The sequence below is a fragment of the Microvirga arsenatis genome (genome assembly GCF_009910705.1).
Classification (GTDB): domain Bacteria; phylum Pseudomonadota; class Alphaproteobacteria; order Rhizobiales; family Beijerinckiaceae; genus Microvirga; species Microvirga arsenatis.
Genome location: NZ_JAAAXJ010000008.1, coordinates 117,884 through 141,417, shown reverse-complemented (window position 1 = coordinate 141,417; position 23,534 = coordinate 117,884). Strand labels below are relative to the sequence as shown.

At 66.3% G+C, this 23,534-nt stretch carries 22 protein-coding genes and 1 tRNA gene; 12 read left to right on the top strand and 11 right to left on the bottom strand.

The window, feature by feature from the left end; genetic code table 11:
• Positions 1–43 precede the first annotated feature (43 nt).
• Together GR303_RS15890 and gltB are read right to left on the bottom strand one after the other, a co-directional pair.
• A complete protein-coding gene (locus GR303_RS15890; RefSeq protein WP_161724027.1) occupies positions 44–1,465 on the bottom strand; it encodes a glutamate synthase subunit beta in 1,422 nt (473 codons plus the stop codon).
• A gap of 19 nt (positions 1,466–1,484) precedes the next feature.
• A complete protein-coding gene (gene gltB, locus GR303_RS15885; protein WP_161724025.1) occupies positions 1,485–6,203 on the bottom strand; it encodes a glutamate synthase large subunit in 4,719 nt (1,572 codons plus the stop codon).
• Positions 6,204–6,705: 502 nt separating this feature from the next.
• Here gltB and GR303_RS15880 point away from each other — a divergent pair.
• Positions 6,706–7,782 carry a threonine aldolase family protein gene (locus GR303_RS15880; protein WP_161724023.1) on the top strand — a complete coding sequence of 359 codons (1,077 nt, stop codon included), beginning with the start codon at positions 6,706–6,708 and terminating at the stop codon, positions 7,780–7,782.
• A 163-nt stretch (positions 7,783–7,945) separates the two neighbouring features.
• On the opposite strand, the gene GR303_RS15875 is transcribed toward GR303_RS15880, so the two are convergent.
• Positions 7,946–8,404 carry an Hsp20 family protein gene (locus GR303_RS15875; protein ID WP_161724022.1) on the bottom strand — a complete coding sequence of 153 codons (459 nt, stop codon included), beginning with the start codon at positions 8,402–8,404 and terminating at the stop codon, positions 7,946–7,948.
• Between the two features lie 189 nt (positions 8,405–8,593).
• On the opposite strand from GR303_RS15875, the gene GR303_RS15870 reads away from it, so the two are divergent.
• On the top strand, positions 8,594–9,655 hold the full coding sequence (locus tag GR303_RS15870) for an alpha/beta fold hydrolase (protein ID WP_161724020.1): 1,062 nt from the start codon (positions 8,594–8,596) through the stop codon (positions 9,653–9,655).
• Here the strand turns inward: GR303_RS15870 and hisN are convergent.
• The 3 genes from hisN to GR303_RS15855 form a co-directional block, all read right to left on the bottom strand.
• Positions 9,575–10,357: a histidinol-phosphatase gene (gene hisN, locus GR303_RS15865; protein WP_161724018.1), complete on the bottom strand. Its 783-nt coding sequence runs from the start codon at positions 10,355–10,357 to the stop codon at positions 9,575–9,577. The two genes, GR303_RS15870 and hisN, sit on opposite strands and share 81 nt — an antisense overlap.
• Positions 10,358–10,422: 65 nt before the next feature.
• Entirely contained in the window at positions 10,423–11,787 is a 1,365-nt protein-coding gene (locus GR303_RS15860; protein WP_161724016.1) for an ISL3 family transposase, read from the bottom strand.
• Between the two features lie 6 nt (positions 11,788–11,793).
• The gene (locus tag GR303_RS15855) at positions 11,794–12,210 is read right to left on the bottom strand and encodes a hypothetical protein (RefSeq protein WP_161724014.1); all 417 of its coding nucleotides are present in this window, start codon (positions 12,208–12,210) and stop codon (positions 11,794–11,796) included.
• A gap of 136 nt (positions 12,211–12,346) precedes the next feature.
• Here GR303_RS15855 and GR303_RS15850 point away from each other — a divergent pair, with 136 nt between their 5' ends.
• On the top strand, positions 12,347–13,606 hold the full coding sequence (locus GR303_RS15850) for an MFS transporter (RefSeq protein ID WP_161724012.1): 1,260 nt from the start codon (positions 12,347–12,349) through the stop codon (positions 13,604–13,606).
• Between the two features lie 182 nt (positions 13,607–13,788).
• Here GR303_RS15850 and GR303_RS15845 read toward each other — a convergent pair whose 3' ends face one another.
• Positions 13,789–14,679 (bottom strand): N-formylglutamate amidohydrolase, encoded by an 891-nt coding sequence (locus GR303_RS15845; protein WP_161724010.1) that lies wholly within the window; start codon positions 14,677–14,679, stop codon positions 13,789–13,791.
• A 182-nt stretch (positions 14,680–14,861) separates the two neighbouring features.
• Here GR303_RS15845 and cpdR point away from each other — a divergent pair, with 182 nt between their 5' ends.
• The 5 genes from cpdR (at position 14,862) to GR303_RS15820 (ending at position 17,287) form a co-directional block, all read left to right on the top strand.
• Positions 14,862–15,218 (top strand): cell cycle two-component system response regulator CpdR, encoded by a 357-nt coding sequence (gene cpdR / locus GR303_RS15840; RefSeq protein ID WP_161724008.1) that lies wholly within the window; start codon positions 14,862–14,864, stop codon positions 15,216–15,218.
• An 88-nt stretch (positions 15,219–15,306) separates the two neighbouring features.
• Positions 15,307–15,381 (top strand) — tRNA-Val (locus GR303_RS15835).
• A 44-nt stretch (positions 15,382–15,425) separates the two neighbouring features.
• Positions 15,426–15,551 (top strand): type B 50S ribosomal protein L36, encoded by a 126-nt coding sequence (ykgO, locus tag GR303_RS15830; protein ID WP_009763379.1) that lies wholly within the window; start codon positions 15,426–15,428, stop codon positions 15,549–15,551.
• Between the two features lie 128 nt (positions 15,552–15,679).
• Entirely contained in the window at positions 15,680–16,288 is a 609-nt protein-coding gene (locus tag GR303_RS15825) for a tetratricopeptide repeat protein (RefSeq protein ID WP_161724006.1), read from the top strand.
• A gap of 15 nt (positions 16,289–16,303) precedes the next feature.
• The gene (locus GR303_RS15820; protein ID WP_161724004.1) at positions 16,304–17,287 is read left to right on the top strand and encodes an alpha/beta fold hydrolase; all 984 of its coding nucleotides are present in this window, start codon (positions 16,304–16,306) and stop codon (positions 17,285–17,287) included.
• Here the strand turns inward: GR303_RS15820 and pyk are convergent.
• From pyk to GR303_RS15805, 3 genes are all read right to left on the bottom strand, one after another.
• A complete protein-coding gene (gene pyk / locus GR303_RS15815) occupies positions 17,278–18,714 on the bottom strand; it encodes a pyruvate kinase (RefSeq protein WP_161724002.1) in 1,437 nt (478 codons plus the stop codon). The genes GR303_RS15820 and pyk overlap by 10 nt on opposite strands.
• A 2-nt stretch (positions 18,715–18,716) precedes the next feature.
• Positions 18,717–19,070, bottom strand: a complete 354-nt coding sequence (locus GR303_RS15810; protein WP_281351489.1) for a DUF1036 domain-containing protein — start codon at positions 19,068–19,070, stop codon at positions 18,717–18,719.
• A 273-nt stretch (positions 19,071–19,343) separates the two neighbouring features.
• Positions 19,344–20,300, bottom strand: coding sequence for a DMT family transporter (locus GR303_RS15805; RefSeq protein ID WP_161723999.1), 957 nt, complete (start codon positions 20,298–20,300; stop codon positions 19,344–19,346).
• Positions 20,301–20,409: 109 nt separating this feature from the next.
• Here GR303_RS15805 and GR303_RS15800 point away from each other — a divergent pair, with 109 nt between their 5' ends.
• The 3 genes from GR303_RS15800 (at position 20,410) to GR303_RS15790 (ending at position 21,879) form a co-directional block, all read left to right on the top strand.
• The gene (locus GR303_RS15800) at positions 20,410–21,258 is read left to right on the top strand and encodes an N-formylglutamate amidohydrolase (RefSeq protein ID WP_161723997.1); all 849 of its coding nucleotides are present in this window, start codon (positions 20,410–20,412) and stop codon (positions 21,256–21,258) included.
• On the top strand, positions 21,255–21,560 hold the full coding sequence (locus GR303_RS15795; protein WP_161723995.1) for a DUF1244 domain-containing protein: 306 nt from the start codon (positions 21,255–21,257) through the stop codon (positions 21,558–21,560). Before GR303_RS15800 ends, GR303_RS15795 begins: the two co-directional genes overlap by 4 nt.
• Before the next feature lie 61 nt (positions 21,561–21,621).
• Positions 21,622–21,879, top strand: a complete 258-nt coding sequence (locus tag GR303_RS15790) for a DUF2312 domain-containing protein (RefSeq protein ID WP_161723993.1) — start codon at positions 21,622–21,624, stop codon at positions 21,877–21,879.
• 207 nt (positions 21,880–22,086) lie between these two features.
• Here the strand turns inward: GR303_RS15790 and GR303_RS15785 are convergent, their stop codons facing one another.
• Complete coding sequence (locus GR303_RS15785) at positions 22,087–22,524, bottom strand: acyl-CoA thioesterase (RefSeq protein ID WP_161723991.1); 438 nt, start codon at positions 22,522–22,524, stop codon at positions 22,087–22,089.
• A gap of 130 nt (positions 22,525–22,654) precedes the next feature.
• On the opposite strand from GR303_RS15785, the gene GR303_RS15780 reads away from it, so the two are divergent.
• Positions 22,655–23,518: an urea carboxylase-associated family protein gene (locus tag GR303_RS15780; protein WP_201752086.1), complete on the top strand. Its 864-nt coding sequence runs from the start codon at positions 22,655–22,657 to the stop codon at positions 23,516–23,518.
• Positions 23,519–23,534: the final 16 nt, after the last annotated feature.

Sequence of the window (23,534 nt, the reverse complement as noted above, 5' to 3'; positions counted from 1 at the left end):
TCTTGAGATGCGCCGCCGCTTCCGTTGAAGCGATGATCCGCCCTCAGACCGGAAGGGTGCTGGAGCCCATCAGGAAGGTATCGATGGAGCGGGCCGCCTGGCGGCCCTCGCGGATGGCCCAGACCACCAGCGACTGGCCGCGGCGCATGTCGCCGGCCACGAAAACCTTCTCGTTGGACGTCCGATAGGACCTGTCGTCGGCAACCACATTGCCGCGCCGGTCCACGGCGACGCCGGACTGCTCCAGCAGGCCCTCCTTCACCGAGCCGGCAAAGCCGATGGCGATGAAGACGAGGTCGGCCTTGAGCACGAATTCCGTACCGGGAATCGGCTGGCGCTTTTCGTCGACGCGGGCGCATTGCACCCCGGTGACGCGGCCCTTCTTGCCCTCGATGCCCAGGGTCGCCGCCTGGAACTCGCGCTCCGCGCCCTCCGCCTGGGAGGAGGAGGTGCGCAGCTTCGTCGGCCAGTAGGGCCACACGGTGAGCTTGTCCTCCCGCTCCGGCGGCTTGGGACGGATGTCGAGCTGGGTCACGGAGAGCGCGCCCTGGCGGAAGGCGGTGCCGACGCAGTCGGACGCCGTGTCGCCGCCGCCGATCACCACCACATGCTTGCCGCCTGCGAGGATCGGCTCGTCGCTGACCTCCTCGTGCCCGACGCGCTTGTTCGCCTGGGTGAGGTAGGGCATGGCGTAGTGCACGCCGGCGAGGTCCTGGCCGGGCAGGTTCGGGTTGCGCGGGTCCTCCGCGCCGCCGGCGAACAGCACCGCATCGAACTCGTTGTGCAGCGAGGCGAAGCTGCGGTCGACGCCGATGTTCACCCCGCAATGGAAGACCACGCCCTCGGCCTCCATCTGCTTCACGCGGCGGTCGATGTGGTACTTCTCCATCTTGAAGTCCGGAATGCCGTAGCGCAGCAGGCCGCCGGGCTTCGCCTGGCGTTCGAACACGTGCACCTCATGGCCGGCGCGGGCGAGCTGCTGGGCTGCGGCGAGGCCTGCGGGGCCCGAGCCGATGACGGCGATGCGCTTGCCCGTCTGGATCTTGGCGGGCTCGGGCTTCACCCATCCCATCTCCCACGCCTTGTCGGCGATGGCCTGCTCGATGGTCTTGATGGTGACCGGCTGGTTCTCGAGATTGAGGGTGCAGGCCTCCTCGCAGGGCGCCGGGCAGATGCGGCCCGTGAACTCCGGGAAGTTGTTGGTGGTGTGGAGGTTGCGCGCCGCCTCCTCCCAGTCGCCCTGCCAGACGAGGTCGTTCCAGTCGGGGATCTGGTTGTGCACCGGGCAGCCCGTCGGCCCGTGGCAGAAGGGGATGCCGCAATCCATGCAGCGCCCCGCCTGCTTCTTCAGATCGTTGTCGTCGAGCGGCAGCGTGAACTCGCGGAAGTGGCGCACGCGCTCGCCGGCGAGCTGATACTTCTGCTCCTGCCGGTCGTATTCGAGAAAACCTGTGACCTTGCCCATGGGTTTGCCCCTTCAATCCTTATTCCGCCGCCTGCAGGTTCCGGAGACGATCCATCTCCTGGAGCGCGCGGCGGTACTCGACCGGCATGACCTTTACGAACTTGGTGCGGTAGGAGGCCCAGTTGTCGAGGATCTCCTTGGCCCGCGTCGAGCCCGTATAGGTGTGATGGTTGGTGATGAGCTGCATCAGGCGCTCCTCATCCGGACCCGACATGTTGGCCATGATGTCGATGCGGCCCTTGGTTTCCAGATCGCCGCCGTGATGGTGGAGGCGGCGCATGAGGTCCTCCTCCTCCTCGACGGGCTCGAGGTCGACCATGGACAGGTTGCAGCGCTTCGAGAACGAGCCGTCCTCGTCGAGGACATAGGCGATGCCGCCGGACATGCCCGCCGCGAAGTTGCGGCCGGTCTGGCCGAGCACCACCACGAGGCCGCCGGTCATGTACTCGCAGCCATGATCGCCCGTGCCCTCGACCACGGCGATGGCGCCGGAGTTGCGCACGGCGAAGCGCTCGCCGGCGACGCCCCGGAAATAGGCCTCGCCGGAGATCGCGCCGTACATCACCGTATTGCCGACGACGATGGAGCGCTCAGGGAGAGCCTTCGAGTCCGGCGAAGGCGCGATGATGATCTTGCCGCCCGACAGGCCCTTGCCGACATAGTCGTTGGCTTCGCCCTCCAGCCTGAGCGTCACGCCGGCCGCCAGCCACGCGCCGAAGCTCTGTCCCGCGGTGCCCTTCAGCTTCACGGTGATCGTGTCGTCGGGCAGGCCCTCGTGGCCGTAGCGCTTGGCGACCTCCCCGGAGAGCATGGCGCCCACCGTGCGGTCGGAGCTGCGCACCTGCGACTCGATCACGACCGCCTCGCCCTTCTCCAGGGCGGGTCCGGCCTGCGCGATGAACGTCCGGTCGAGCACGTTCGCAATCGGGTGAACCTGGCGCTCCTTGTGACGGATCGCCACGTCCGGACCCACATCGGGCTTGTGAAAGAGCTTGGTGAAGTCCAGTCCCTTCGCCTTCCAGTGGTCGATGGCCGCGTTCTTGTCGAGCAGGTCGGATTGGCCGATCATCTCGTCCACGGTGCGGAAGCCCATCTCGGCCATCAGCTCGCGCACTTCCTCGGCGACGAAGAAGAAGTAGTTGATGACGTGCTCGGGCAAGCCCTTGAAGCGCTTGCGCAGCACCGGGTCCTGCGTGGCCACCCCGACGGGGCAGGTGTTGAGATGGCACTTGCGCATCATGATGCAGCCCGCCGCGATCAGGGGTGCAGTCGAGAAGCCGTACTCATCGGCCCCGAGAAGTGCGGCGATCACCACGTCGCGGCCCGTGCGCAGGCCGCCGTCGGCCTGCAGCGCCACGCGGCCGCGCAGCCGGTTGAGCACGAGGGTCTGCTGGGTCTCGGCGAGGCCGATCTCCCACGGAGAGCCCGCATGCTTGAGCGAGGTGAGGGGAGAGGCCCCCGTGCCGCCCTCGAACCCTGAGATCGTGATGTGATCGGCGCGCGCCTTGGCGACGCCGGCGGCGACGGTGCCGACGCCCACTTCCGCCACGAGCTTCACCGACACGTCGGCGGACGGGTTCACGTTCTTCAGGTCGAAGATCAGCTGCGCCAGATCCTCGATGGAATAGATGTCGTGGTGCGGCGGCGGCGAGATGAGGCCGACGCCGGGCGTCGAGTGGCGCACGCGGGCGATCTTGGCATCGACCTTGTGGCCGGGCAGCTGCCCGCCTTCGCCGGGCTTGGCTCCCTGCGCCACCTTGATCTGCATCATGTCGGCATTGACGAGGTACTCCGTCGTCACGCCGAATCGGCCGGAGGCCACCTGCTTGATGGCGGAGCGCTTGGAGCGCCCGTCGGGGAGCGGCCGGAAGCGCTCCGGCTCCTCGCCGCCCTCGCCGGTGTTGGACTTGGCTCCCATGGCGTTCATGGCGAGGGCCAGCGTCTCATGCGCCTCCTTCGAGATCGAGCCGAAGGACATGGCGCCGGTGGAGAAGCGCTTGACGATCTCCTGCGCGGGCTCGACCTCGCTCAGCGGGACCGGAGCGCGCCCCGTCTCCGCGGCGGCCTTGATGCGGAAGAGGCCGCGGATCGTCTTGAGCTCGTTGTCCTGCTCGTTCACGAGGCGCGCGAACTCGCGATAGCGCTCCTGCGCGTTGAGGCGCACGGCGTGCTGCAGCGTGGCGACCGTGTCCGGATTCCAGGCATGCACCTCGCCGCGCGTACGATAGGCGTATTCGCCGCCCACATCGAGCGCGTCGCGGTAGATCGGCGCGTCGCCGAAGGCGTCGCGGTGGCGGCGCACCGTTTCCTCCGCCACCTCGTCCATGCCGATGCCTTCGATGGTGGTGGCGGTGCCGAAGAAGTCGCGGGCCACGAAGTCGGACCGGAGGCCGACAGCGTCGAAGATCTGCGCGCCGCAGTAGGACTGGTAGGTGGAGATGCCCATCTTGGACATCACCTTGAGCAGGCCCTTGCCGATGGACTTGATGTAACGCTTGATCGCCTCGTCCGCGTCGACCTCCTGCGGCAGCTCGCCCTTGGCGTGCATGTCGGCAATGGTCTCGAAGGCGAGGTAGGGATTGATCGCCTCCGCGCCGTAGCCGGCAAGGCAGGCGAAGTGGTGGATCTCGCGCGGCTCGCCGCTCTCGATCACCAGGCCGACCGAGGTGCGCAGGCCCTTGCGGATCAGGTAGTTGTGCACGGCCGCGGTCGCGAGCAGCGCCGGGATCGGAATGCGGTCCGGGCCGACCATGCGGTCGGACAGGATGATGATGTTGTAGCCGCCGTGGACCGCCGCTTCCGCGCGGTCGCAGAGCCGGTCGAGGGCGCCGTCGAGGGCGGCCGCGCCGAGCTCGGCGTCATAGGTGATGTCGAGGGTCTTGGTGTCGAAGCGGTCCTCGAAATGGCCGATGCAGCGGATCTTCTCCAGATCCTCGTTGGTGAGGATCGGCTGGCGCACTTCCAGGCGCTTGCGGCGCGATGTGCCCTCGAGATCGAGGATGTTCGGGCGCGGACCGATGAACGACACGAGGCTCATGACGAGCTCCTCGCGGATCGGGTCGATCGGCGGGTTCGTCACCTGGGCGAAGTTCTGCTTGAAATAGGTGTAGAGCAGCTTCGGCTTGTCGGAGAGGGCGGAGATCGGCGTGTCCGACCCCATGGAGCCCACCGCCTCCTGGCCGGTGACGGCCATGGGCTGCATGAGGAGCTTGAGGTCCTCGGCGGTGTAGCCGAAGGCCTGCTGGCGGTCGAGGAGCGACACGTCCGTGCGCGACTCGCGCGCCTGCACGGGCTTGAGATCCTCCAGCACGATCTGCGTGCGCCTCAGCCATTCCTTGTAGGGATGTGCCTGCGAGAGCTGCTGCTTGATCTCGTCGTCGGAGACGATGCGGCCTTCCTCCAGGTCGATGAGCAGCATCTTGCCGGGCTGCAGGCGCCACTTCTCGACGATCTTCTCCTCCGGGATCGGCAGCACGCCCATCTCGGAGGCGAGCACCACGAGGCCGTCCTCGGTGACGAGGTAGCGCGCCGGGCGCAGGCCGTTGCGGTCGAGCGTCGCGCCGATCTGCCGGCCGTCGGTGAAGCACACGGCTGCCGGGCCATCCCATGGCTCCATGAGGGCGGCATGATATTCGTAGAAGGCGCGCCGGTTCTCGTCCATGAGCGGGTTGCCGGCCCAGGCTTCGGGGATGAGCATCATCATGGCGTGCGACAGGGAGTAGCCGCCGCGCACCAGGAACTCGAGCGCATTGTCGAAGCAGGCGGTGTCGGACTGGCCCTCGTAGGAGATCGGCCACAGCTTGGAGATGTCGTTGCCGAAGAGCTCGGAGTCGACGGATGCCTGGCGCGCCGCCATCCAGTTCACGTTGCCGCGCAGGGTGTTGATCTCGCCGTTATGGGCGACCATGCGATAGGGATGCGCGAGCTGCCAAGTGGGGAAGGTGTTGGTGGCGAAGCGCTGGTGCACGAGGGCGATGGCGCTCTCGAAGCGCGGATCCTGCAGGTCGAGGTAGTAGTCGCGCAGCTGCGTGACGAGCACCATGCCCTTGTAGACGATGGTGCGCGAGGACAGGCTGACGGGGTAGTAGCCCGCGGTGCGCGGGTCCTTCATGTCGTAGACGGCGTTGGAGATCACCTTGCGCGCGATGAACAGGCGGCGCTCGAAGGTCTCCTGGTCGTCCATCCCCTTGCCCTTGCCGATGAAGATCTGGCGGTGCAGGGGCTCGGTGGCCTTCACGCTCTCGCCGAGATCGCTCGAATCCACCGGCACGTCGCGCCAGCCGAGAAGCTGCAGGCCCTCGTCGGCGATGGCCTTGGTGACGATCTCCTCGACGAGCCTGAAGCCTTCCGGGTCGCGGGGCATGAACAGATGGCCCACGCCGTACTGGCCCGCCTCGGGCAGCCAGATGCCGACCTTCGCGCATTCGGCGGCGAAGAACTTGTGCGGGATCTGCACGAGAATGCCGCAGCCGTCGCCCATCTTCGGGTCCGCGCCCACGGCGCCGCGGTGGTCGAGGTTCAGGAGGATCTGGAGGCCCTGCTCCACGATCTCGTGCGACTTGCGGTTCTTCATGTCGGCGATGAAGCCGACGCCGCAGGAATCCTGCTCGTTGTCCGGGTTATAGAGGCCCTGGGCTGCCGGCAGGCCCGGATCGCGCACGGGATGAGCTTTGCTTGCCGTCGCGGCCGTGCGGCTTGGCACTTCGATTTCCGGGCTCTTGGTCGGCACGTCGCTCATGGCAGATCCTCACATCCGAACGCGTCTTCAAGGTTCTTTGAGGCGGCTTTTGGGCCTGCCGGATGATCGGATCGTCCGGGTGCCCGCCGCTTCTTCGGGTTTTCGAGGGTTGGGTCCGGCAGGGGAGCCCGCTCCTCGCGGGCATCCTTCGGGCTTCGTGAACTCAGCCCAGAGTCGCCCGTCCCGCCCACGTTTTGCGGGCGGCTTTCTCGGTATCTCGTTTCGTTCGCGTCGTGCGAAGCATCAAGAAGACCTCAGGGCGAAGAACAGGGCGCAGGCACCCCGAAAGGGACAGCATGGCTGTCCTAATGAGAGCAAGGTGCCAGAGTTTGCTGCAGGGGACAAGAGGGTTTGGAAAAATTTTAGACAAAAGTTACAAGGCAGCGTTGTCGAGTGTAACAAAAACAGCTTTCACGTGGTTGGAACGAAAGTCTCCGCCGATGGGTCAATGTTCTTGACATGTCGGCCGCCATCGTCAGGGTGCGGGCCGAGGAGGCATCGGATGAACTTTGCGAGCGACAACACCGTGGGGGCGAGCGCACCCGTTCTGCAGGCCATCGTCGAGGCCAATGCCGGCGCCATGGCTGCTTACGGCAACGACGAGATCACCAGGCGGGTGCGGGCGCGTTTCGCCGAGATCTTCGAGCGCGACGTGGATGTGTTCTTCGCCACCACCGGCACGGCCGCCAATGCGCTCGCTCTCTCCTCGGCGGTTCCGCCCTATGGGCTCTGCATCTGCCACCGGGAGGCCCACGTCATCGACGACGAGTGCGGGGCCCCGGAATTCTTCATGCACGGGGCCAAGCTGACCGGCCTGCCGGGCGTCGGGGCCAAGCTGAAGGCCGATGACGTCGCCGCCTATGTGAAGAGCCTGCCTAGGGCCGTGAAGCAGATGCCGCCCAAGGCCCTGTCGATCTCGCAGGTGAGCGAAGGCGGCCTCGTCTACGATCTCGACGAACTGGCCGCCCTGGGCGCGGTCTGCCGCGAGCACGGGCTGGCCTTCCACATGGACGGCGCACGCTTCGCCAACGCCCTCGTGGCGCTCGGCTGCACCCCGGCCGAGATGACCTGGAAGCGGGGCGTCGACATCCTCTCCTTCGGCGCCACCAAGAACGGCGGCCTCATGGCCGAGGCCATCGTGGTGTTCAGGACGGATCTGGCGGAGGCGCTCGACTACCGCTCCAAGCGCGCAGGCCAGATCATTTCCAAGGCCCGCCTGATCGCGGCGCAGTTCGAAGGCTATTTCGCGGACGACCATTGGCTCGCCAATGCCCGCCACGCCAACCGCATGGCCAAGGCTCTTTCGGAGGGACTGGCGCGCCTGCCCGGCGTGCGCCTCGCCTGGCCGACCCAGGCCAACGAGGTGTTCCCGATCATTCCCCATGCCCTGGACCGGGCGCTCAAGGCCGCAGGCATTCTCTACAATCCCTGGACCGAGCTGAGCCTGCCCGAGGGCGAGCATGTCGGGGAGGGCGAGGTGCTGGTCCGCCTCGTCGCCTCCTGGGCGACGCGGGAGGAGGACGTACACCGGCTGCTGGAGATCGCCTCTTCTGGGGTATCGCGCCACGCGGCGGAGTGATTGCCCTAACCTTGCCGCATTCACCCGCGAAGGATCATTCCCAAGAGACCCTTGACCAGCGGGGCAGCCCCCGGCCCCGGCGGGATTACCAAGGACCAGGACTTAAAAACAAAAAAGCGCCCCGGCATGAACCGGGGCGCTCTCTTTTTGGGCTCCTCGGACGTCAGGCAGCCTTCTGGGCCTCGATGGTCTGCGTGCCGTTCGTGGAAATCGGGATGAGCTTCGGCTTCTTGGCCTCGGGCGTCTCGCGCACGAGGTCGATGTGGAGCAGGCCGTTCTCGAGGGTCGCGCCGACCACCTGCACGCCGTCGGCCAGCTGGAAGCGCCGGTCGAAGCTGCGGGCGGCGATGCCCTGATGGAGAACGTCGACTTTGCGCTCTTCCGAAGGCTTGCGCTCACCGCGGACGGAGAGGGCGTTCTCCTTCACCTCAATGGTGAGGTCGCGGTCGGTGAAGCCGGCCACCGCGATCGAGATGCGATAGGCATTCTCGCCGGTGCGCTCGATGTTGTAGGGCGGGTAGCTCGGAGCCGCATCGACGCCGACCATCTGGTCGAGCATCGAGAAGAGACGGTCGAAGCCGACCGTATTGCGGTACAGGGGAGCAAGATCGAACTGTCGCATGGCATATCCTCCGCTTGAAGCGACATGCTGAAAGAAGATCCACCTTCAGAGGCTGGACCTGGGTCTTCGCGCCGCCATCATGGCCGGCACGGCCTCGATGTGGGAATGAACAGGTTTGCTTTCAAGAGGAACGTTCCCTAAAGCCATGCTGCTCTATAAAGAGCTTGAGCCTTCAAGTTGGACCCTGCCGTGGAATTCATCACGACCCCCGACAATCCCGTGCCCGGAGAGCCGACCCTGCTGAGCGTGACCGCCCGCGACGGCGTGGCGCTCAGGGCCGCCTATTGGATGCCGGAGACGGAGGAGCCGCAGGGCACGGTCTGCATCCTGCAGGGCCGGGCGGAGTTCATCGAAAAGTACTTCGAGGTCGTGGGCGAGCTGCTCGACCGCGGCTTTGCCGTGGTGGCCTTCGACTGGCGCGGGCAGGGGCTGTCGGGGCGGCAGGTGAGCAACCCGCGCAAAGGCCATGTGCGGCGCTTCTCCGATTACCGGCATGACCTGGAGGCGATCCACGACCAGATCCTCGTACCGCACATGCCTGCACCGTATTTCGGCCTCGCCCATTCCATGGGCGGCGCCATCGCGCTCAATGCGGCCTATGAGGGCTGGCTGCCCTTCCGGCGTCTCGTGACCACCACGCCGATGATCGCGCTCTGCATCATCCGGCGCACCCGCTCGGCCGCCCTGCTGGCGCGGGTGCTGCGGCTTCTCGGGATGGGCTCCATGTTCGTGCCTGGTGGGGGCGAGACCTCGATCTCCACCCTGCCGTTCAAGGGCAACCGCCTCACCAGCGACCCGGTGCGTTATGGCCGCAATGCCGATGCGGCTCATGCCATTGGAGCCGGGGCCATCGGGGCTCCGACCGTGGCATGGCTCGACAGCGCCTTCCGCTTCATGAAGCGCTTTGCCGATCCCCGCTATGCCATCAGGATCCGCCTGCCCACGCTCATCATCGCGGCCGGGGCGGATCCGGTCTGCGCGACGCCTGCCACCGAGCGCTTCGCCTCCCGGCTCAAGGCCGGACGGGTCATCGTCATCCCTGGCGCCCGGCACGAGGTGCTGATGGAGCGGGACCCGGTGCGCGAGCAGTTCTGGGCCGCCTTCGACGCCTTCATCCCCGGCACGCCCGATCCGGTTCCGCCGGCGCAGCGGGACCGGGCCGAAAAGGGATCAGCGGCTGAGCAGCTCGACGGCGGCGGCATGGATCCGGCGGTCGCCCGCCGCGACGATGCGCCCGCCCTCGGCGGCTGAGCCGCCGTCCCAGGTGGTGACGATCCCGCCCGCACCCTCGATGATCGGCACCAGGGCAGCGATGTCATAGGGCTTGAGGCCCGACTCGACCACGAGATCGATATGGCCGGCGGCCAGCATGCAATAGGCATAGCAGTCGCAGCCGTAGCGGGCGAGGCGCGCCACGCTCTCGACCCGGTCGTAGGCGCGCAGCTCGTCGCCTGCGAAGAGCCGCGGGCTCGTGGTGGAGATCACCGCGTCCTTCAGGGAGGCGCAGGGGCGGACCTTCAGCCTGCGCTCGCCGCCCGGCCCGCGATAGGTCGCGCTGCCGCAATCGCCGAAGAAGCGCTCGCCTGTGAAGGGCTGGTGCATCATGCCGAAGACCGGCTGCTTTTTGTGGGTCAGGCCGATGAGGGTGCCCCAGGTGGGAAGGCCGGCGATGAAGGCCCGGGTTCCGTCGATGGGATCGAGAACCCAGACGTAGTCCGCATCCGGGCGCTCGGCGCCGAATTCCTCGCCGACGATGCCGTGGGTAGGGAAGCTGCGCTTGATGAGATGGCGCATGGTCGCCTCGCTCGCCCGGTCGGCCTCCGTGACCGGGTCGAAGGCGCCGCCGCGGGACTTGTCCTCCGTGGCGATGGCGGTGCGGAAGAAGGGCAGGATCGCCTGGCCGGACTGGGTTGCGAGCTCGTTGACGAAATGCGTGAAGTCGATGAGCCCCATGGCGTCCGGTCCCTGAAAAGAATGACGTGGCCGGCCTTGGCCCGCCTGCATTGAGCTTTTATCGGCTATTCGGATTTAGGTGTGGATTTGGCATGACGCTTGAACCACTCATCAGTGTGGAATTGGTGGCACCGACCGCACATCGCGTAGACGTTCGGGAAGTGCCGCGTCTCGCCGAATCCTTTGAGGTGGGGTGCCGCAATGAAGCTGTCGGGATTGATCTGGAACTGCCCCAGGCAGGACTCGCAGATGAACCAGCGGGTCTCGTTGAGCCTCGGCATCGTCAGCGCCTTAGCCCGAATAGCCTCGAACCGATAGCCACGGCCTGCACGGTTGACGATCTTGATCAGCCCATTGGCGGACTCGGTGTAGGCGTTGGTGTAGCGGTGGTCGAAGTAGACGAAGACCTCCTCTCGCCAGTTCTCGACGGTCTTGGCGAGGGCTCCGAAGTCTCCCTGGACCTCGCTGGGAAGATTGGCTTTCCAGTGGTCGAAGCGGGCTTCCGCCTCGCTCCGGTTGGCCGCGTCCCAGATGTCGTAGAACGCTTCCTTGGTATGCCAAGCCGCAGAGAGAAGGTCATTGTTCTTCAGCATCCCATCGAGGAGGAGCGCCCGTTGAGGCGAGAGGTTCTTGCCACGGGCCTGGATCAGCCGTCGCGCCTTCCACGGGTTCTTGCGGGCCTTCCCTTTGGCCGCTCTGCGCTGCCGATTGCGGATCACGTCCAGGAGTTCATTGACCTTCTTCTGGATGTGCCACTTGTCGGCCACGATGATGGCTTCCGGCAGGAGCGCCCGGACGGCCTCGCGGTAAGGCCCCCACATGTCCATCGTGACCAACTGGATGCGTTTCCGGTTGGGCAGGGTGTAGAGCCAGCGGTCCACCTGAGAGCGGTTCATGCCGTCCATCAGGTCGATGACACGCCGCTCACCCACGTCAGTGAAGATGGTGCGCTTCTTATGGAGAAGCGTCAGTTCGTCGATCCCGAGGATGACAGGGGCGTAGGGCTGGTGCGACGCCAGAAGGTTGTCGATCTCCTCGTTGCAGATGTCGCGGACGGTCTTCTCCGTCACGCCGATCTCTCGGGCGAGTTGGGTATAAGGACGGAGGAGCCCCTGTTCCTTGATATGCTCGACACAGCGGCGGGTCATCTGCCGCTTGGGGTCCATATCAGGCAAGGGCTGCATGAAGGTGGAGCCGCAATCCCGACAGCGATAGCGTTGAACCTCAACGTCTACGACGGTGCGCCAGCCGTGGACCGGCGCATCGACGTATTCAACAACCTTGGGGCCGTGCTTATAGGGCTTCCGGACCGAGCCGCACTTCGGGCAGTGGCTGGGCTCAACATTGTAGTGAGCCTCAAGCCGGTAGCCGTTCTTGGTTTTGTGCAGCTTCTCCACGGTCCAGTTATCCAAGTAGAGAGCGTTGACCATTCAAGATCATTCGGGCTTGACTGTGGAGTCACGGAGGAGAGCGAGGGCTCGCTCGGCAACGGGCTCGTATTCCTCCCTCGTGGTGAACTCACCATCCCAGGTCGAGATGCGGAGGAGATCACGGAGAGCGCCTCGCAGCGCCTCGATGTGATCCGCTGCTTTCCAGGGGGAGAGGTTCTTGTGGCCGTCCTCCGGACGAGTGGGGCTCGGGTAATCCCATCTGTAGAGCCGCTGCGCGTCCCTCCGAAGAAGGTGGACGATATCGCAGGGAGGCATTCCCTTCTCGGGCCTTCTCCGCTCGCACATGCCGCATCCGTGGCCCTTGTCGCATTCCTCCCGAGAGTACCATCCGCAGGCCGACTTTGCCTCCGGAGGGAGGCTGGCGAGATGCTCCATGTGTCTCTGTTGGTACTCGTTAAACATGCTCGTTCTCCACACTTAAATCCGAAATGAGAGTAGCATGAGCTATGGCACTTTCAACACTAAAATCCGAATACCCCTTTTATCAAGCACCTCGCGCGCGGCAAGTGAGCTGCGGCGCCTTGAGGAGCAAGAACGCATGGATTTCGCGCCCAAGCCTCCACCGACCCGCTCCGAGGCGGCCCTGATCCTGGTTGCGGCGCTGGTGTCGATCTATGCGGTCAGCCAGTTCCTGCGCAACTCCATCGGCGTGATCGCCAACGACCTCGCCCGGGAGCTCGATCTGTCCGCCACCCAGACGGGGCTGCTCTCCAGCGCCTTCTTCTTCTCCTTCGCGGCGGTGCAGATCCCCATCGGCATCCTGATCGACCGCTACGGCCCCAAGCGCACCATGCTGGGAACGGCGGTGCTGACGGTCCTGGGCACGGCCCTGTTCGCCCTGGCTTCCTCCGCCTCCCTGCTGATTGCCGCGCGGGTGCTGATGGGGCTCGGCTGCTCCACCTTCTTCATGGCCCCGCTGGTGATCTATGCCCGCCGCTTCCCGCCGGAGCGGTTTGCCGGGCTCACCAGCCTGCAGATGGGACTTGCCAATACAGGCACCCTGGCGGCGACGGCGCCGCTTGCTGCCGCGTCCGCCGCGTTCGGCTGGCGCGCCTCCTTCCTGACCGTCGCGGTCCTGACGGTCGTCATCGCAGGAATCATCGCCGTTGCCGTCCCCAGGGATCCGCGCAGGGACGGGCCGGAGGAAAGCTGGGGCGCGGCGTTCAGGGGCGTCGCGGCCGCCCTCAAGGTGCCGTCCTTCTGGCCCGTCTTCTTCATGCACCTGACCACCTACGGGTGCTTCGCCTCCGTCATCGGCCTCTGGGGCGGGCCCTGGCTGTCGGACGTGCACGGCGCGGACCTTGCCGCCCGCGGGAACGTGCTGCTCCTGGGCGCCACGGCGCAGATCGTCGGCATGCTGATGTGGGGGGCGATGGACCGCTTCTGGGGCAGCTACAAGAGGCCTGTCCTCATCGGAGGCGCGGCGACCATCCTGCTTCTGGCGGTCCTGGTCTTCGTGCCCCTCGACCGCCGCTGGGCCGCCCTCTGGTTTCCCCTGTTCGGCCTCTGCGTGGCCTATACGCCGATCCTGACGAGCCATGGGAAATCGCTGTTCCCCTCGACGCTGACGGGCCGCGGCATCACGCTCATGAACATCGGCACCATGGGAGGAGCCTTCCTGTCCCAGAGCGTCACGGGCATGCTGATCGATGTCGTGGGACGCTCCGATCAGGGACTCTACCGGCCCGAGGGCTACCGCCTCGTCTTCGCAAGCTTGGCGGCATGGCTGCTGCTCAGCCTGATCTTCTACGTCAGAGCCATCGATCCGCATCCGAGCAGATATGCAACAAAGTCATGACTATAGGCGAAATTTCTGTTGCAATTTGTGCGATGCGGCGTAATTATTGCAGTGCGACATGGCGATGGCGTCGCCTGTTGCAGCCCTTCTTGGGCGTTTCCTCCCTAAACTTCGGGCCGCTGGCAACAGTGGCCTTTTTTCTTGCCTGAAGCCCTGTGCCGGCCAGCGTGGGAGGGACGAAACTACTCCGCCGCGATCGGGCGGGTGACCAGCGCCCCCTCGATGTCGCCGATCACCTGGGAGAAGGCCTGGGTCAGGTCCGACGCCAGACGGTCGAACCCCTGCTTTCGCTGCATGGTGCGCTCGTCCATGTAGAGGGCGCGGTTGATCTCGATCTGCAGCGCGTGCCGGCCCAGGGCAGGCTCGCCGTAATGCTCCGTGATGAAGCCGCCCGCATAGGGCTTGTTGCGCACCACCGCGTAGCCGCGTCCCCTCAGGGCGGCCTCCACCAGGTCGATCAGCAGGGTGGCGCAGCTCGTCCCGTAGCGGTCGCCCAGGACGATGTCGGCCTTCATTCCGTCCTCGCGGCTGACGCTCGAGGCGGGCATGGAATGGCAGTCGATCAGGACGGCATGCCCGAAGAGCTGCGCCGTGCGGCGCACGAGGTTGCGCAGGGTGCGGTGGTAGGGCTTGTAGAGCCACTCGATCCGATGCAGGGCCTCGTCCACGGGAAGACGCGAGCGGTAGATCTCCTGCCCGTCGGCCACGATGCGCGGGATCGTGCCGAGCCCCCCGGCCACCCGCATGGAGCGGGTATTGGCGAAGGAGGGCAGGCGCCCGTCGAACATGCGCGAGTCGAGCTCGTAGGGCTCCCGGTTCAGGTCGAGATAGGCGCGCGGGAAATGGGCGGTCATGAGAGGGGCGCCGAGTTCGGTCACGGCCGCGAAGAGCTCGTCGACGAAGGCGTCCTCGGACCGCCTCAGGGCAACCGCGTCGAGCCGCGACGAGGCCAGGAACGAGGCCGGGTAGATGGCTCCCGCATGGGGCACGTTGAAGACGAAGGGGATCGTCTGGACTGCAGGTTCCGTGACAGTGAACGGAGGGTCGAACTCATCGACGATGGCTGGCCGCATCAGGAAACGAACTTGACTATGATGAAGGAGGAAACCGGGCTCGAAGGCTAGTGTAAGGCAGCGCCGCCGCCTGTCCATGACAATATCGTAGCAGGGCTGCGTCCTTCCTTCACGGCTTGTTTACTCCCGGTCCGGCATGAAGTCGTGAAGACCATTTCGCCACGATTCGGGGCTGGCAACCGATGAAGATCCTTCTCGCCGAAGACGACAACGACATGCGCCGCTTTCTCGTGAAGGCGCTGGAGAACGCGGGCTACGAGGTCGCCTCGTTCGACAACGGCCTTTCCGCCTACAACCGCCTGCGCGAGGAGCCCTTCGAGCTCCTCCTGACGGACATCGTCATGCCGGAGATGGACGGCATCGAGCTGGCCCGCAAGGCCACCGAGCTCGACCCGGACATCAAGGTGATGTTCATCACGGGCTTTGCGGCCGTGGCGCTGAACCCTGATTCCCAGGCCCCCCGCGATGCCAAGGTCCTGTCAAAGCCCTTCCATCTGCGCGACCTGGTGACCGAGGTCGATAAAATGATGGCGGCCTAAAAAAGGCCTCCCTAAGGCTTGCGCCCGCGCCCGCTTGTGGGTATATCGCCCCCACAGCCGAGACGGGACGTCAAAATCACCGTTTCCCGGGCGCGTAGCTCAGCGGGAGAGCACTACGTTGACATCGTAGGGGTCGCTGGTTCGATCCCAGCCGCGCCCACCATTTTCTAATTTCCGGCCTTCCCGAGGGGCCGCAGGAGACCGGATATGAAGATCCGTAACTCGTTGAAGTCGATCCGCGGCCGTCACCGCGACAACCAGCTGGTTCGTCGCAAGGGCCGGGTCTACATCATCAACAAGACCCAGAAGCGCTACAAGGCGCGTCAGGGCTAATGCATCGCGCTGGGGAAGTGGAAGCCGGTTCCCCGGCATAAGCGATGCGATCCTGAAGCCGGCGGTGCGGCGATGCCGCACACGATTATCTGAATTGACCGCGCATGCCGGGACCCTAAAATCCCGGCATGCGCTTTTTCGCGTCCATCACGATCCTGTCCCTGGTCTTCCTCGCCCACCCCGCTGCGGCGCAGTCTCCCGTGCGGCCCAAGGACCAGAAGGAGCAGGCCCCCCCGGCCAAGCCCAATCCCCCGCGCCCGTCCAGCCTCGACGAGCTCTTCGAGCGCCTCGGCAAGGCCCAGTCGGAGCGTGAGGCCGAGGGCATCTCGAATCTCATCGAGCGCCGCTTCTCCCGTTCGGGCTCCGACACGGCCGATCTTCTCCTCAGCCGCGCAGGCGAGGCCTTCGGCAAAAAGAACTATCCGCTGGCCGTCGAGCTGATCGACCGGGTGCTGGCGATCCAGCCCAATTGGGCCGAGGCCTGGTACAAGCGTGCCACGGTGTTCTACCAGCTCGACGACCCGGTGGCCGCCATGGCCGACCTGCACCGGGCGCTCAAGATCGAACCCCGCCACTTCAATGCCTGGACCGGCCTGGGCCACATCTTCATGGCCTCCGACGACAAGGCCCGGGCGCTCGAGGCCTATCGTCGGGTGCTGAAGCTCAACCCGCAGGCCTCGGACGTGAAAACCATCGTGACGCGCCTCGGTCCCCAGGTTGACGGGCAGGACCTCTGATCCCAGCTTGCAGGGATGACCCTGCTCGCTCTCGTCGCGGCGCCGGCCCTCCTGTTGATCCTGGGCGCCGCCTTCACCTTTCTCTACGCCTGGTGCATCGAGCGGCGCTATCCGCCGACCGGCCGCTTCATGGAGGTCGAGGGCTGCCGTCTCCACTATCGGGAGGAGGGGCCGAAGGATGCTCCGCCGCGCGGAACCGTCGTCATCCTGCACGGCGCCTCGTCCAACCTCGCCGAGTCCATGCTGGGACTTGGAACGCCCCTGTCGCAGGCCTACCGGGTGATCGCCATCGACCGGCCGGGCCATGGCTGGAGCACGCGCAGGCCCGGCCTCGGCGAGGCCGATCCGGCCCGGCAGGCCGCCCTCATCGCCGAGGCCCTGCGCCGGCTGGGCGTTCGTGAGGCCGTGATCGTGGGCCATTCCTGGTCGGGGCTGGTGGTGCCGCATTTCGCCCTCGACCACACCGACGTGACAGGCGCGATCCTCGTTCTGTCCGGCATCACCTCGCCTTGGCCCGGCGGCTATATCGGCTGGTACCGGCGCCTCGTCGATTCCCGGGCCGGATGGCTGCTGATCCGCACCCTGGCGGTGCCGCTCCTGCTGGTGCTGAGGCCCTGGATGAAGGCAAAGACCTTCAGCCCCCAGCCTCCTCCCCCGGGCATCGTCCGGCAGGGCTTCATCCCGCTTGCCTTTCGGCCGCGGGCCTACGAGGTCAACCTGCATGATTTCGCCGTCATGTACGACGCGGCCCGGCGCCAGAGCCCGCGCTACCGCGAGATCCGCGTACCGGCGACGGTGGTCGCGGGCGACAGGGACGAGATCGTCTGGACCGATCTCCACAGCCGCTCCTTCGCCAGAGAGGTGCCGGGAGCCGAGCTTATCCTGATGCCAGGCATCGGCCACATGCCGCAATATGCCGACAAGGCGACCGTCCTTTCCGCCATCGAAGCCCTGGCCGGACGGATCGCACCAGCCAGGGCGGAAGCGGATCACGCCTGAGCGGCGTGGTCCTGGCTCACGAAGGCGATTCGCACCATGTTGGTGGCGCCGGGCGTGCCGAAGGGCATGCCGGCCACGATGATCACCCGGTCTCCCACCGTCGAGAAGCCTTCGCGCACGGCGAACTTGCAGGCGCGGGAGGCCATGTCGTCGATGTCGCTCGCATCCTTCGTGCGGATCGAATGCACGCCCCAGACCAGGGCAAGCCGGCGGGCGGTGTCGATGCTGGGGGTGAGCGCGATCACGGTCGAGTTCGGCCGCTCGCGGGCGATGCGGAAGGCGGTGGAGCCCGAAAACGTCCAGGCGGCCACCGTCTTGAGGTTCAGCGTGTCGGCGATCTGGTGCGAGGCTGCCGCGATGGCGTCTGACCCGGTGGCCTCCGGCTCGGCGTTGAGGGTGCGCACGATCGACCAGTAGTTCTGATCCTGCTCCACCTCCTCGGCGATCCGGTTCATGGTGGCCACCGCGTCGATCGGGTACTGGCCCGAGGCGCTCTCGGCCGAGAGCATCACCGCGTCGGCGCCGTCATAGACGGCCGTTGCCACGTCCGAGACCTCGGCGCGGGTCGGCACGGGCGAGGTGATCATGGATTCGAGCATCTGGGTCGCCACCACCACTGGCTTGCCGTAACGGCGCGCCGTGCGGACGATGCGCTTCTGGATGCCCGGCACCTTTTCCAGCGGCATCTCGACGCCGAGATCGCCGCGGGCGACCATGACCGCATCCGAGATCTCCATGATCTCGTCGAGGCGGGTGATCGCCTGGGGTTTCTCGAGCTTGGCCATGACCAGCGCCCGGCCGCGGGCCACCTTCTTCACCTCGGCCACGTCCTCGGGACGCTGCACGAAGGAGAGGGCGATCCAGTCCACTCCCGCGTCGAGGGCGGCCTCCAGGTCCGAGCGGTCCTTGTCGGTCATGGCCGCAACCGGGATCGTGGTGTCGGGCAGGCTCACGCCCTTGCGGTTGGAGATCTTGCCGGCGACCTCGACGGAGGTGGTGGCGGAGCCCTGCTTCACGCTCTTCACGCGAAGCCGCAGCTTGCCGTCGTCGATCAGGACCGTATGGCCGGGCTCGAGCGAGGAGAGGATCTCGGGATGGGGCAGGTGCACGCGCTTGGCCGTTCCGGGCGTGGTGTCCGCATCGAGGGTGAAGGACTGCCCCTGAACCAGCATGGCGCCGTCGCCCTCGAAGGCGCCCACGCGCAGCTTGGGGCCCTGAAGATCCGCCAGGATGGCGATGGGCCGCTTGAACTTGGCCTCGACCGAGCGGATCATCGCCACCCGCTCCTTCAGCTTCTCGCGCGGCAGATGGCTCATGTTGAGGCGGAACACGTCGGCCCCCGCCTCGAACAGCTTGGCGATCATCTCGGGGTTCTCGGAAGCGGGACCCAAGGTCGCCAGGATCTTCGTGCGCCGTGCGCGTCTCATCGTCATTGTCCCCCTGGGCGGTTCGTTTCCGTGAGCTGGATCGTCCAGCTCTTCTGTTCACCGGTATCGACCTCGAAGAAGCCGCTGCGGTCGAAGCCGCGGGCGAGGCAGTCCTCCGTTCCCCGGATCGTGAATTCGCGCTCGCGCGTGCACATGAAGGAGCGCCCGCTCCATTCCCCGCCCCGGTCGTAGTCGATGGCGTAGATGTAGTAGAAGCGCCCGCCGAGCTGGCCCTTCAGAAGGGTCTCGCAGGCGCGGGCCTTGAGGTTCCACCAGCCTTCCGTCACCCATCCTTGAGCGTCCCGGTAGCCGAGCGCGATGCCGACGCGGCTCGAGGTCATGTTGCACAGGCGCAGGTCCGCCTTCGCAGGCGATGCGGCCAGAAGGCCTCCGCTCGAGACAAGGAATGCGAGTGCAACGCTTCGCCGCCAGCGAGGAGACGAGGGGGAGGGATCGGCCTTCATGGATGCGGTATGGTCGAATCGAAAGGAATGAAATCGCTCAATGCGGTGAGAATTTTGGCGAATCGTTGTCGGCCAGAAGCGCCGCGGGGGCAAGACCCGAGACGGGGCCCGGCCCAAGATTTGCCCGCCGCATGGCCCCGTCGCCACAGCCGGGAGCCTTGCCGCTCACGATCTCTCCCCGTTTGAAGAGGGCTCCGGGTCGGGTTTCGGGCGCGCGGCCCAGATCCCGAAGAGGATCAGGGCGCCGCCCAAGGCCTGAACCGGCGTCAGCTCCTCGCCGAGCACCGCCCAGCCGAACACGGCCGCAGCAATGGCCTCCAGGAAGATCACCAGGGACGAGAAGACCGGCGGCAGGCGGCCCAGCGCGATGGCGAGCAGCCCCTGGCCGCCCGCATGGCTGACATAGGACATGGCGAGCAGCGCCGCGATCCCACGGCCCGTCTGCGGGATCACCCGTGTGTCGAACAGAACCGCGACGACGAGGAGGATGGCCGAGGTGATGAGCCCCGCCTCGAAGGTCACCCGCGCCGCGCCCGCCGTCTTGCGCGCCCGGCTGGCGGCAAGGAAATACATGCCGAAGAAGAAGGCGGTGGCGATCCCGTAGAGGTCGCCCGCGATCCGGGCCGGATCCGCCTGGAGGCTCTGCCCGATCAGCGCCGCCCCGCCAAGGAGGCACAACGCAAGGCCGAGGAAGGTTCCCCGCGACACCCGCTGCCGCAGCACGAGCCAGACGGTCAGCACCACGAAGAGCGGCGCCAGGGTGGCGAAGAAGGTGGCGTTGGCCACCGTGGTCCTGAGGATCGCCAGATGCCAGAAGAACAGATCGCCGGCAAAGACGATTCCCCCGAGGATGCTCGCCTTGGAGAATTGGACCCTTGGGGTGCCCGCAGGCGCGCGCCGCTCCTCGATCCGCATCCAGGCATAGAGCAGGGGCAGGCAGAGCGCGACCCGCCAGAAGGCGCTGGCGAAGGGGCCCACATCCGCGGGCGCTCCCCCCATGTCCGCGGAGGCGAAGCGCACGAAGATCGGGGAGATCCCCATCGCCACGGCGCCGAGGCAGAGGGCGGCAAAAGCGGAGGCGAAGCCCGGCTCGAGCCGGGCCGTGGTGGATGTCGGGGACATGTCGGCCGTGAAAGTCTGTTGCGCGTAACGTCGCGTTGTCAGGGTCGGAGGGGCAGGGTAAGGCTTTTCCTCCGCCGTTCAATCGCCATTCCTTAGATCCACCCTCGCCATGTCCGCATCCGCCGCGCTCAAGCTCGACGACCCTTTCCTTGAGCCTCATCCGGTCGAGATCGTCCCCGGCTCCTTCGAATCGGGGATCCTGATCCTGTGCGACCACGCCTCCAACGAGGTGCCGCCGGATCTGGGCGGTCTCGGCCTGCCGGAATCCGAGTTCGAGCGCCACATCGCCTATGACATCGGCGCCGCTGCCGTGACCCGCTCGCTCGCCCGGCGCCTGAAGGCGCCGGCGATCCTCACCCGGTTCTCACGGCTGATCATCGATCCCAACCGGGGCCGGGACGACCCGACCCTGGTCATGCGTCTGTCCGACGGCGCGGTGGTGCCGGGCAATGCCCGGGCGGACGAGGCGGAGGTGCAGCGGCGCATCGCCCGCTTCTACGACCCCTACGATCACGCCATTGCCGGCGCGATCCACAGGGCCATGGCAGCGGGCCATCCGCCGGTGATCGTGACGGTCCACAGCTTCACGCCGGTCTGGCGCGGCTGGCCGCGGCCCTGGCATGTGGGAATCCTGTGGGATGCGGACGACCGCTTCGCCAGGCCGCTCCTGGAAGGCCTGCAGGCCGAGGATGGGCTCGTCGTCGGCGACAACGAGCCCTATGATGGGGCATTGGCGGGCGACACAGTCGACCGCCACGCCACGGTGCGGGGCTTGGCCAACGCGCTGATCGAGATCCGGCAGGACCTGATCGCCTCCGATGAAGGCGCCGAGGAATGGGCCGAGCGCTTCGCCCGGCTCCTCGAACCCCTGGTGGCCCGGCCCGAGCTTCGCGCGCCGCGGATCTTCGGCACCCGCACCCGCGACCGCCTGCGCCAGCACGGAGGACCAAGCCGATGAACGGCATCGACGACAAGACCCGGACGGAACTGGAGGCGGCCGCCTTCCGCAGGCTCCTCGACCACCTGCGCGAGCGCGCCGACGTGCAGAACATCGACCTGATGAATCTCGCGGGCTTCTGCCGCAACTGCCTGTCGAACTGGATGAAGGATGCGGCCGACGAGCGGGGCGTCGCCCTCTCCAAGGAGGAGAGCCGGACTTACGTCTACGGCATGCCCTATGAGGAGTGGAAGGCGCGCCACCAGCGCGAGGCCAGCCCGTCGCAGCTCGCCGATTTCGAGAAGTCGAGGCCGAAGCATTAAAACGGCCTCAACCAAATGGCCATAACACTGGCGCCAATGCCATCAATCAGGGGCTTCATTCATGGATGACGCAGCTTTCAACACCGAATCCGTCGCCGCCGACCAGCTGAAGGCCTTCATCGAGCGCATCGAGCGCCTCGAGGAGGAAAAGGCCGGCATCACGGGCGACATCAAGGACGTCTATGCCGAAGCGAAGGGCAACGGCTTCGACACCAAGGTGATCCGCAAGATCATCTCCCTGCGCAAGCGCGACTACGCCGAGCGTCAGGAGGAGGAGGCGATCCTCGAGCTGTACATGCAGGCGCTCGGGATGGCGTAGGCTGAAATCGGTCTTCTTCAGACCTGAAAGGGCCCTGCAGTGCAATCTGCGGGGCCTTTGCCATTTTGATGGCCCCTTGCACGTCATCACCGGCCTTGTGCCGGTGATCCCGATTGGGTGAAGCACTGGACCTCACAGGATCGGGATGGCCGGGACGAGCCCGGCCATGACGAGGCGGCGGGTTGGCTTCCCTCGAAGTCGACTGATTTAGGAATTGTCCAGCATCAGGCTTTTCAGGACGTCCACCGTCTCCGTCGGCAGCGGGGTCGAGCGGCGCGTTTCCTTGTCCACCATGACGATGGTGGCCTCCGCCGTGGCCACGAGGCGCCCCTCGTTGAAGATTCCCTGCGCCAGGGAGAAGGAGCTGCGCCCGACCTTCACGACGCCGGTGCCGATCTCCACCGTGCCGGGCCAGAAGAGCTCGGCCCGGAAGTCGATGAGGAGCCGTGCGATGACGAAGCTTCGGCCCTCGGAGGCGAGGGGGTGCGCCGGGTCGTACATGAAGGCCACCCGGCCGATCTCCGAGAAGGTGGCGAACACCGCATTGTTGACATGTCCCTGCCGGTCGAGATCGGAATAGCGGATGTCGGCGCTGGTGCGGCTCGGATAGGCCTCCAGCGGGCGCAGGGCATTCGGGTCGGTCATCGTGCGATCCTTGTGGCGCCCGCCATAGACTACGAAACGCTGCAAGGCTCAAGCAGGCCCGCGCTTCGCGCTCGCTCCCGGCTGGCCGGTTCTCTATAGATTCCCGAGGATTCGATTGCGGGAGGCATCCATGAAGCGTGCGCGCCATGAAGTGACGGAACCCGGGGACGCCGAGGCGCGCCGGAAGGTCGGGCCGGTCATCTGCTACCCCGTCGACACCCTGCCGCGGCCGGACGTCGAGGCCTATCGCGCTGCCCGCGCGGGCTGGGAGAAGGTGGACGAGGTCATCGTGCCGCCGCGCGAGGCCTGCTGCTTCCGTGTGCCGGCCGGATCCTTCTTCCGGATCGTCAGCATCGAGGGGCCGCAGGTGGGCGACCTCAATCTCTGGTCCGCCGGCGACATCAGCGAGCGCTTCTTTTCCGGCAAGACCCGGGCGCTGCACGGCACGCATCTCTCCACCGGCGATCAGCTCTGGTCGTGCCTGCCGTACCTGCGCCCCATGGCGACGATCACCGAGGACACCCTCGACTGGTACGGCTTCGACGAGTTCGGCGGCTCCGTGCACGACGTGATCGGCACGCGCTGCGACCCCTACACGCACAAGCTCCTCTCAGGGGGCGACGAGTACCACCATTGCTGCCACTCGAATCTCACCCGCGCCCTCGCGCACAGCCTCGGCAGGCCGAAGGAGGAGGTCGAGCCTGCCGTGCACGATGTGCTCAATGTGTTCATGTGCACGGGCTTCACCCGCGACACGGGGCAGTATTTCATGAAGGCAAGCCCCGTGCGGCCGGGCGATTATCTCGAGTTCTTCGCGGAGATCGATCTGCTCGGCGCGCTCTCCGCCTGTCCTGGCGGCGATTGCAGCGCGCAGCATTCGAGCGATGCGGCCGCCTGCCATCCGCTCCTCGTCGAGGTCTACAGGCCCAAGGCACCGCCGGCGGGATGGGCCCCGCCGCCCCGCAACGGCTACAGCCGCACCCACGGCGCGTGAAACGAAAAGGGCCCGC

What these genes read in the sequence shown, in the direction of transcription:
- gltB (WP_161724025.1), bottom strand. Translation starts at nt 6,203, where the DNA reads ATGAGCGACGTGCCGACCAAGAGCCCGGAAATCGAAGTGCCAAGCCGC.
- GR303_RS15875 (WP_161724022.1), bottom strand. Translation starts at nt 8,404, where the DNA reads ATGCGACAGTTCGATCTTGCTCCCCTGTACCGCAATACGGTCGGCTTC.
- GR303_RS15825 (WP_161724006.1), top strand. Translation starts at nt 15,680, where the DNA reads ATGCGCTTTTTCGCGTCCATCACGATCCTGTCCCTGGTCTTCCTCGCC.
- GR303_RS15785 (WP_161723991.1), bottom strand. Translation starts at nt 22,524, where the DNA reads ATGACCGACCCGAATGCCCTGCGCCCGCTGGAGGCCTATCCGAGCCGC.
- GR303_RS15805 (WP_161723999.1), bottom strand. Translation starts at nt 20,300, where the DNA reads ATGTCCCCGACATCCACCACGGCCCGGCTCGAGCCGGGCTTCGCCTCC.
- GR303_RS15795 (WP_161723995.1), top strand. Translation starts at nt 21,255, where the DNA reads ATGAACGGCATCGACGACAAGACCCGGACGGAACTGGAGGCGGCCGCC.
- GR303_RS15890 (WP_161724027.1), bottom strand. Translation starts at nt 1,465, where the DNA reads ATGGGCAAGGTCACAGGTTTTCTCGAATACGACCGGCAGGAGCAGAAG.
- GR303_RS15855 (WP_161724014.1), bottom strand. Translation starts at nt 12,210, where the DNA reads ATGTTTAACGAGTACCAACAGAGACACATGGAGCATCTCGCCAGCCTC.
- GR303_RS15820 (WP_161724004.1), top strand. Translation starts at nt 16,304, where the DNA reads ATGACCCTGCTCGCTCTCGTCGCGGCGCCGGCCCTCCTGTTGATCCTG.
- pyk (WP_161724002.1), bottom strand. Translation starts at nt 18,714, where the DNA reads ATGAGACGCGCACGGCGCACGAAGATCCTGGCGACCTTGGGTCCCGCT.
- GR303_RS15800 (WP_161723997.1), top strand. Translation starts at nt 20,410, where the DNA reads ATGTCCGCATCCGCCGCGCTCAAGCTCGACGACCCTTTCCTTGAGCCT.
- hisN (WP_161724018.1), bottom strand. Translation starts at nt 10,357, where the DNA reads ATGGGGCTCATCGACTTCACGCATTTCGTCAACGAGCTCGCAACCCAG.
- GR303_RS15790 (WP_161723993.1), top strand. Translation starts at nt 21,622, where the DNA reads ATGGATGACGCAGCTTTCAACACCGAATCCGTCGCCGCCGACCAGCTG.
- GR303_RS15850 (WP_161724012.1), top strand. Translation starts at nt 12,347, where the DNA reads ATGGATTTCGCGCCCAAGCCTCCACCGACCCGCTCCGAGGCGGCCCTG.
- GR303_RS15845 (WP_161724010.1), bottom strand. Translation starts at nt 14,679, where the DNA reads ATGCGGCCAGCCATCGTCGATGAGTTCGACCCTCCGTTCACTGTCACG.
- ykgO (WP_009763379.1), top strand. Translation starts at nt 15,426, where the DNA reads ATGAAGATCCGTAACTCGTTGAAGTCGATCCGCGGCCGTCACCGCGAC.
- GR303_RS15880 (WP_161724023.1), top strand. Translation starts at nt 6,706, where the DNA reads ATGAACTTTGCGAGCGACAACACCGTGGGGGCGAGCGCACCCGTTCTG.
- GR303_RS15860 (WP_161724016.1), bottom strand. Translation starts at nt 11,787, where the DNA reads ATGGTCAACGCTCTCTACTTGGATAACTGGACCGTGGAGAAGCTGCAC.
- cpdR (WP_161724008.1), top strand. Translation starts at nt 14,862, where the DNA reads ATGAAGATCCTTCTCGCCGAAGACGACAACGACATGCGCCGCTTTCTC.
- GR303_RS15780 (WP_201752086.1), top strand. Translation starts at nt 22,655, where the DNA reads ATGAAGCGTGCGCGCCATGAAGTGACGGAACCCGGGGACGCCGAGGCG.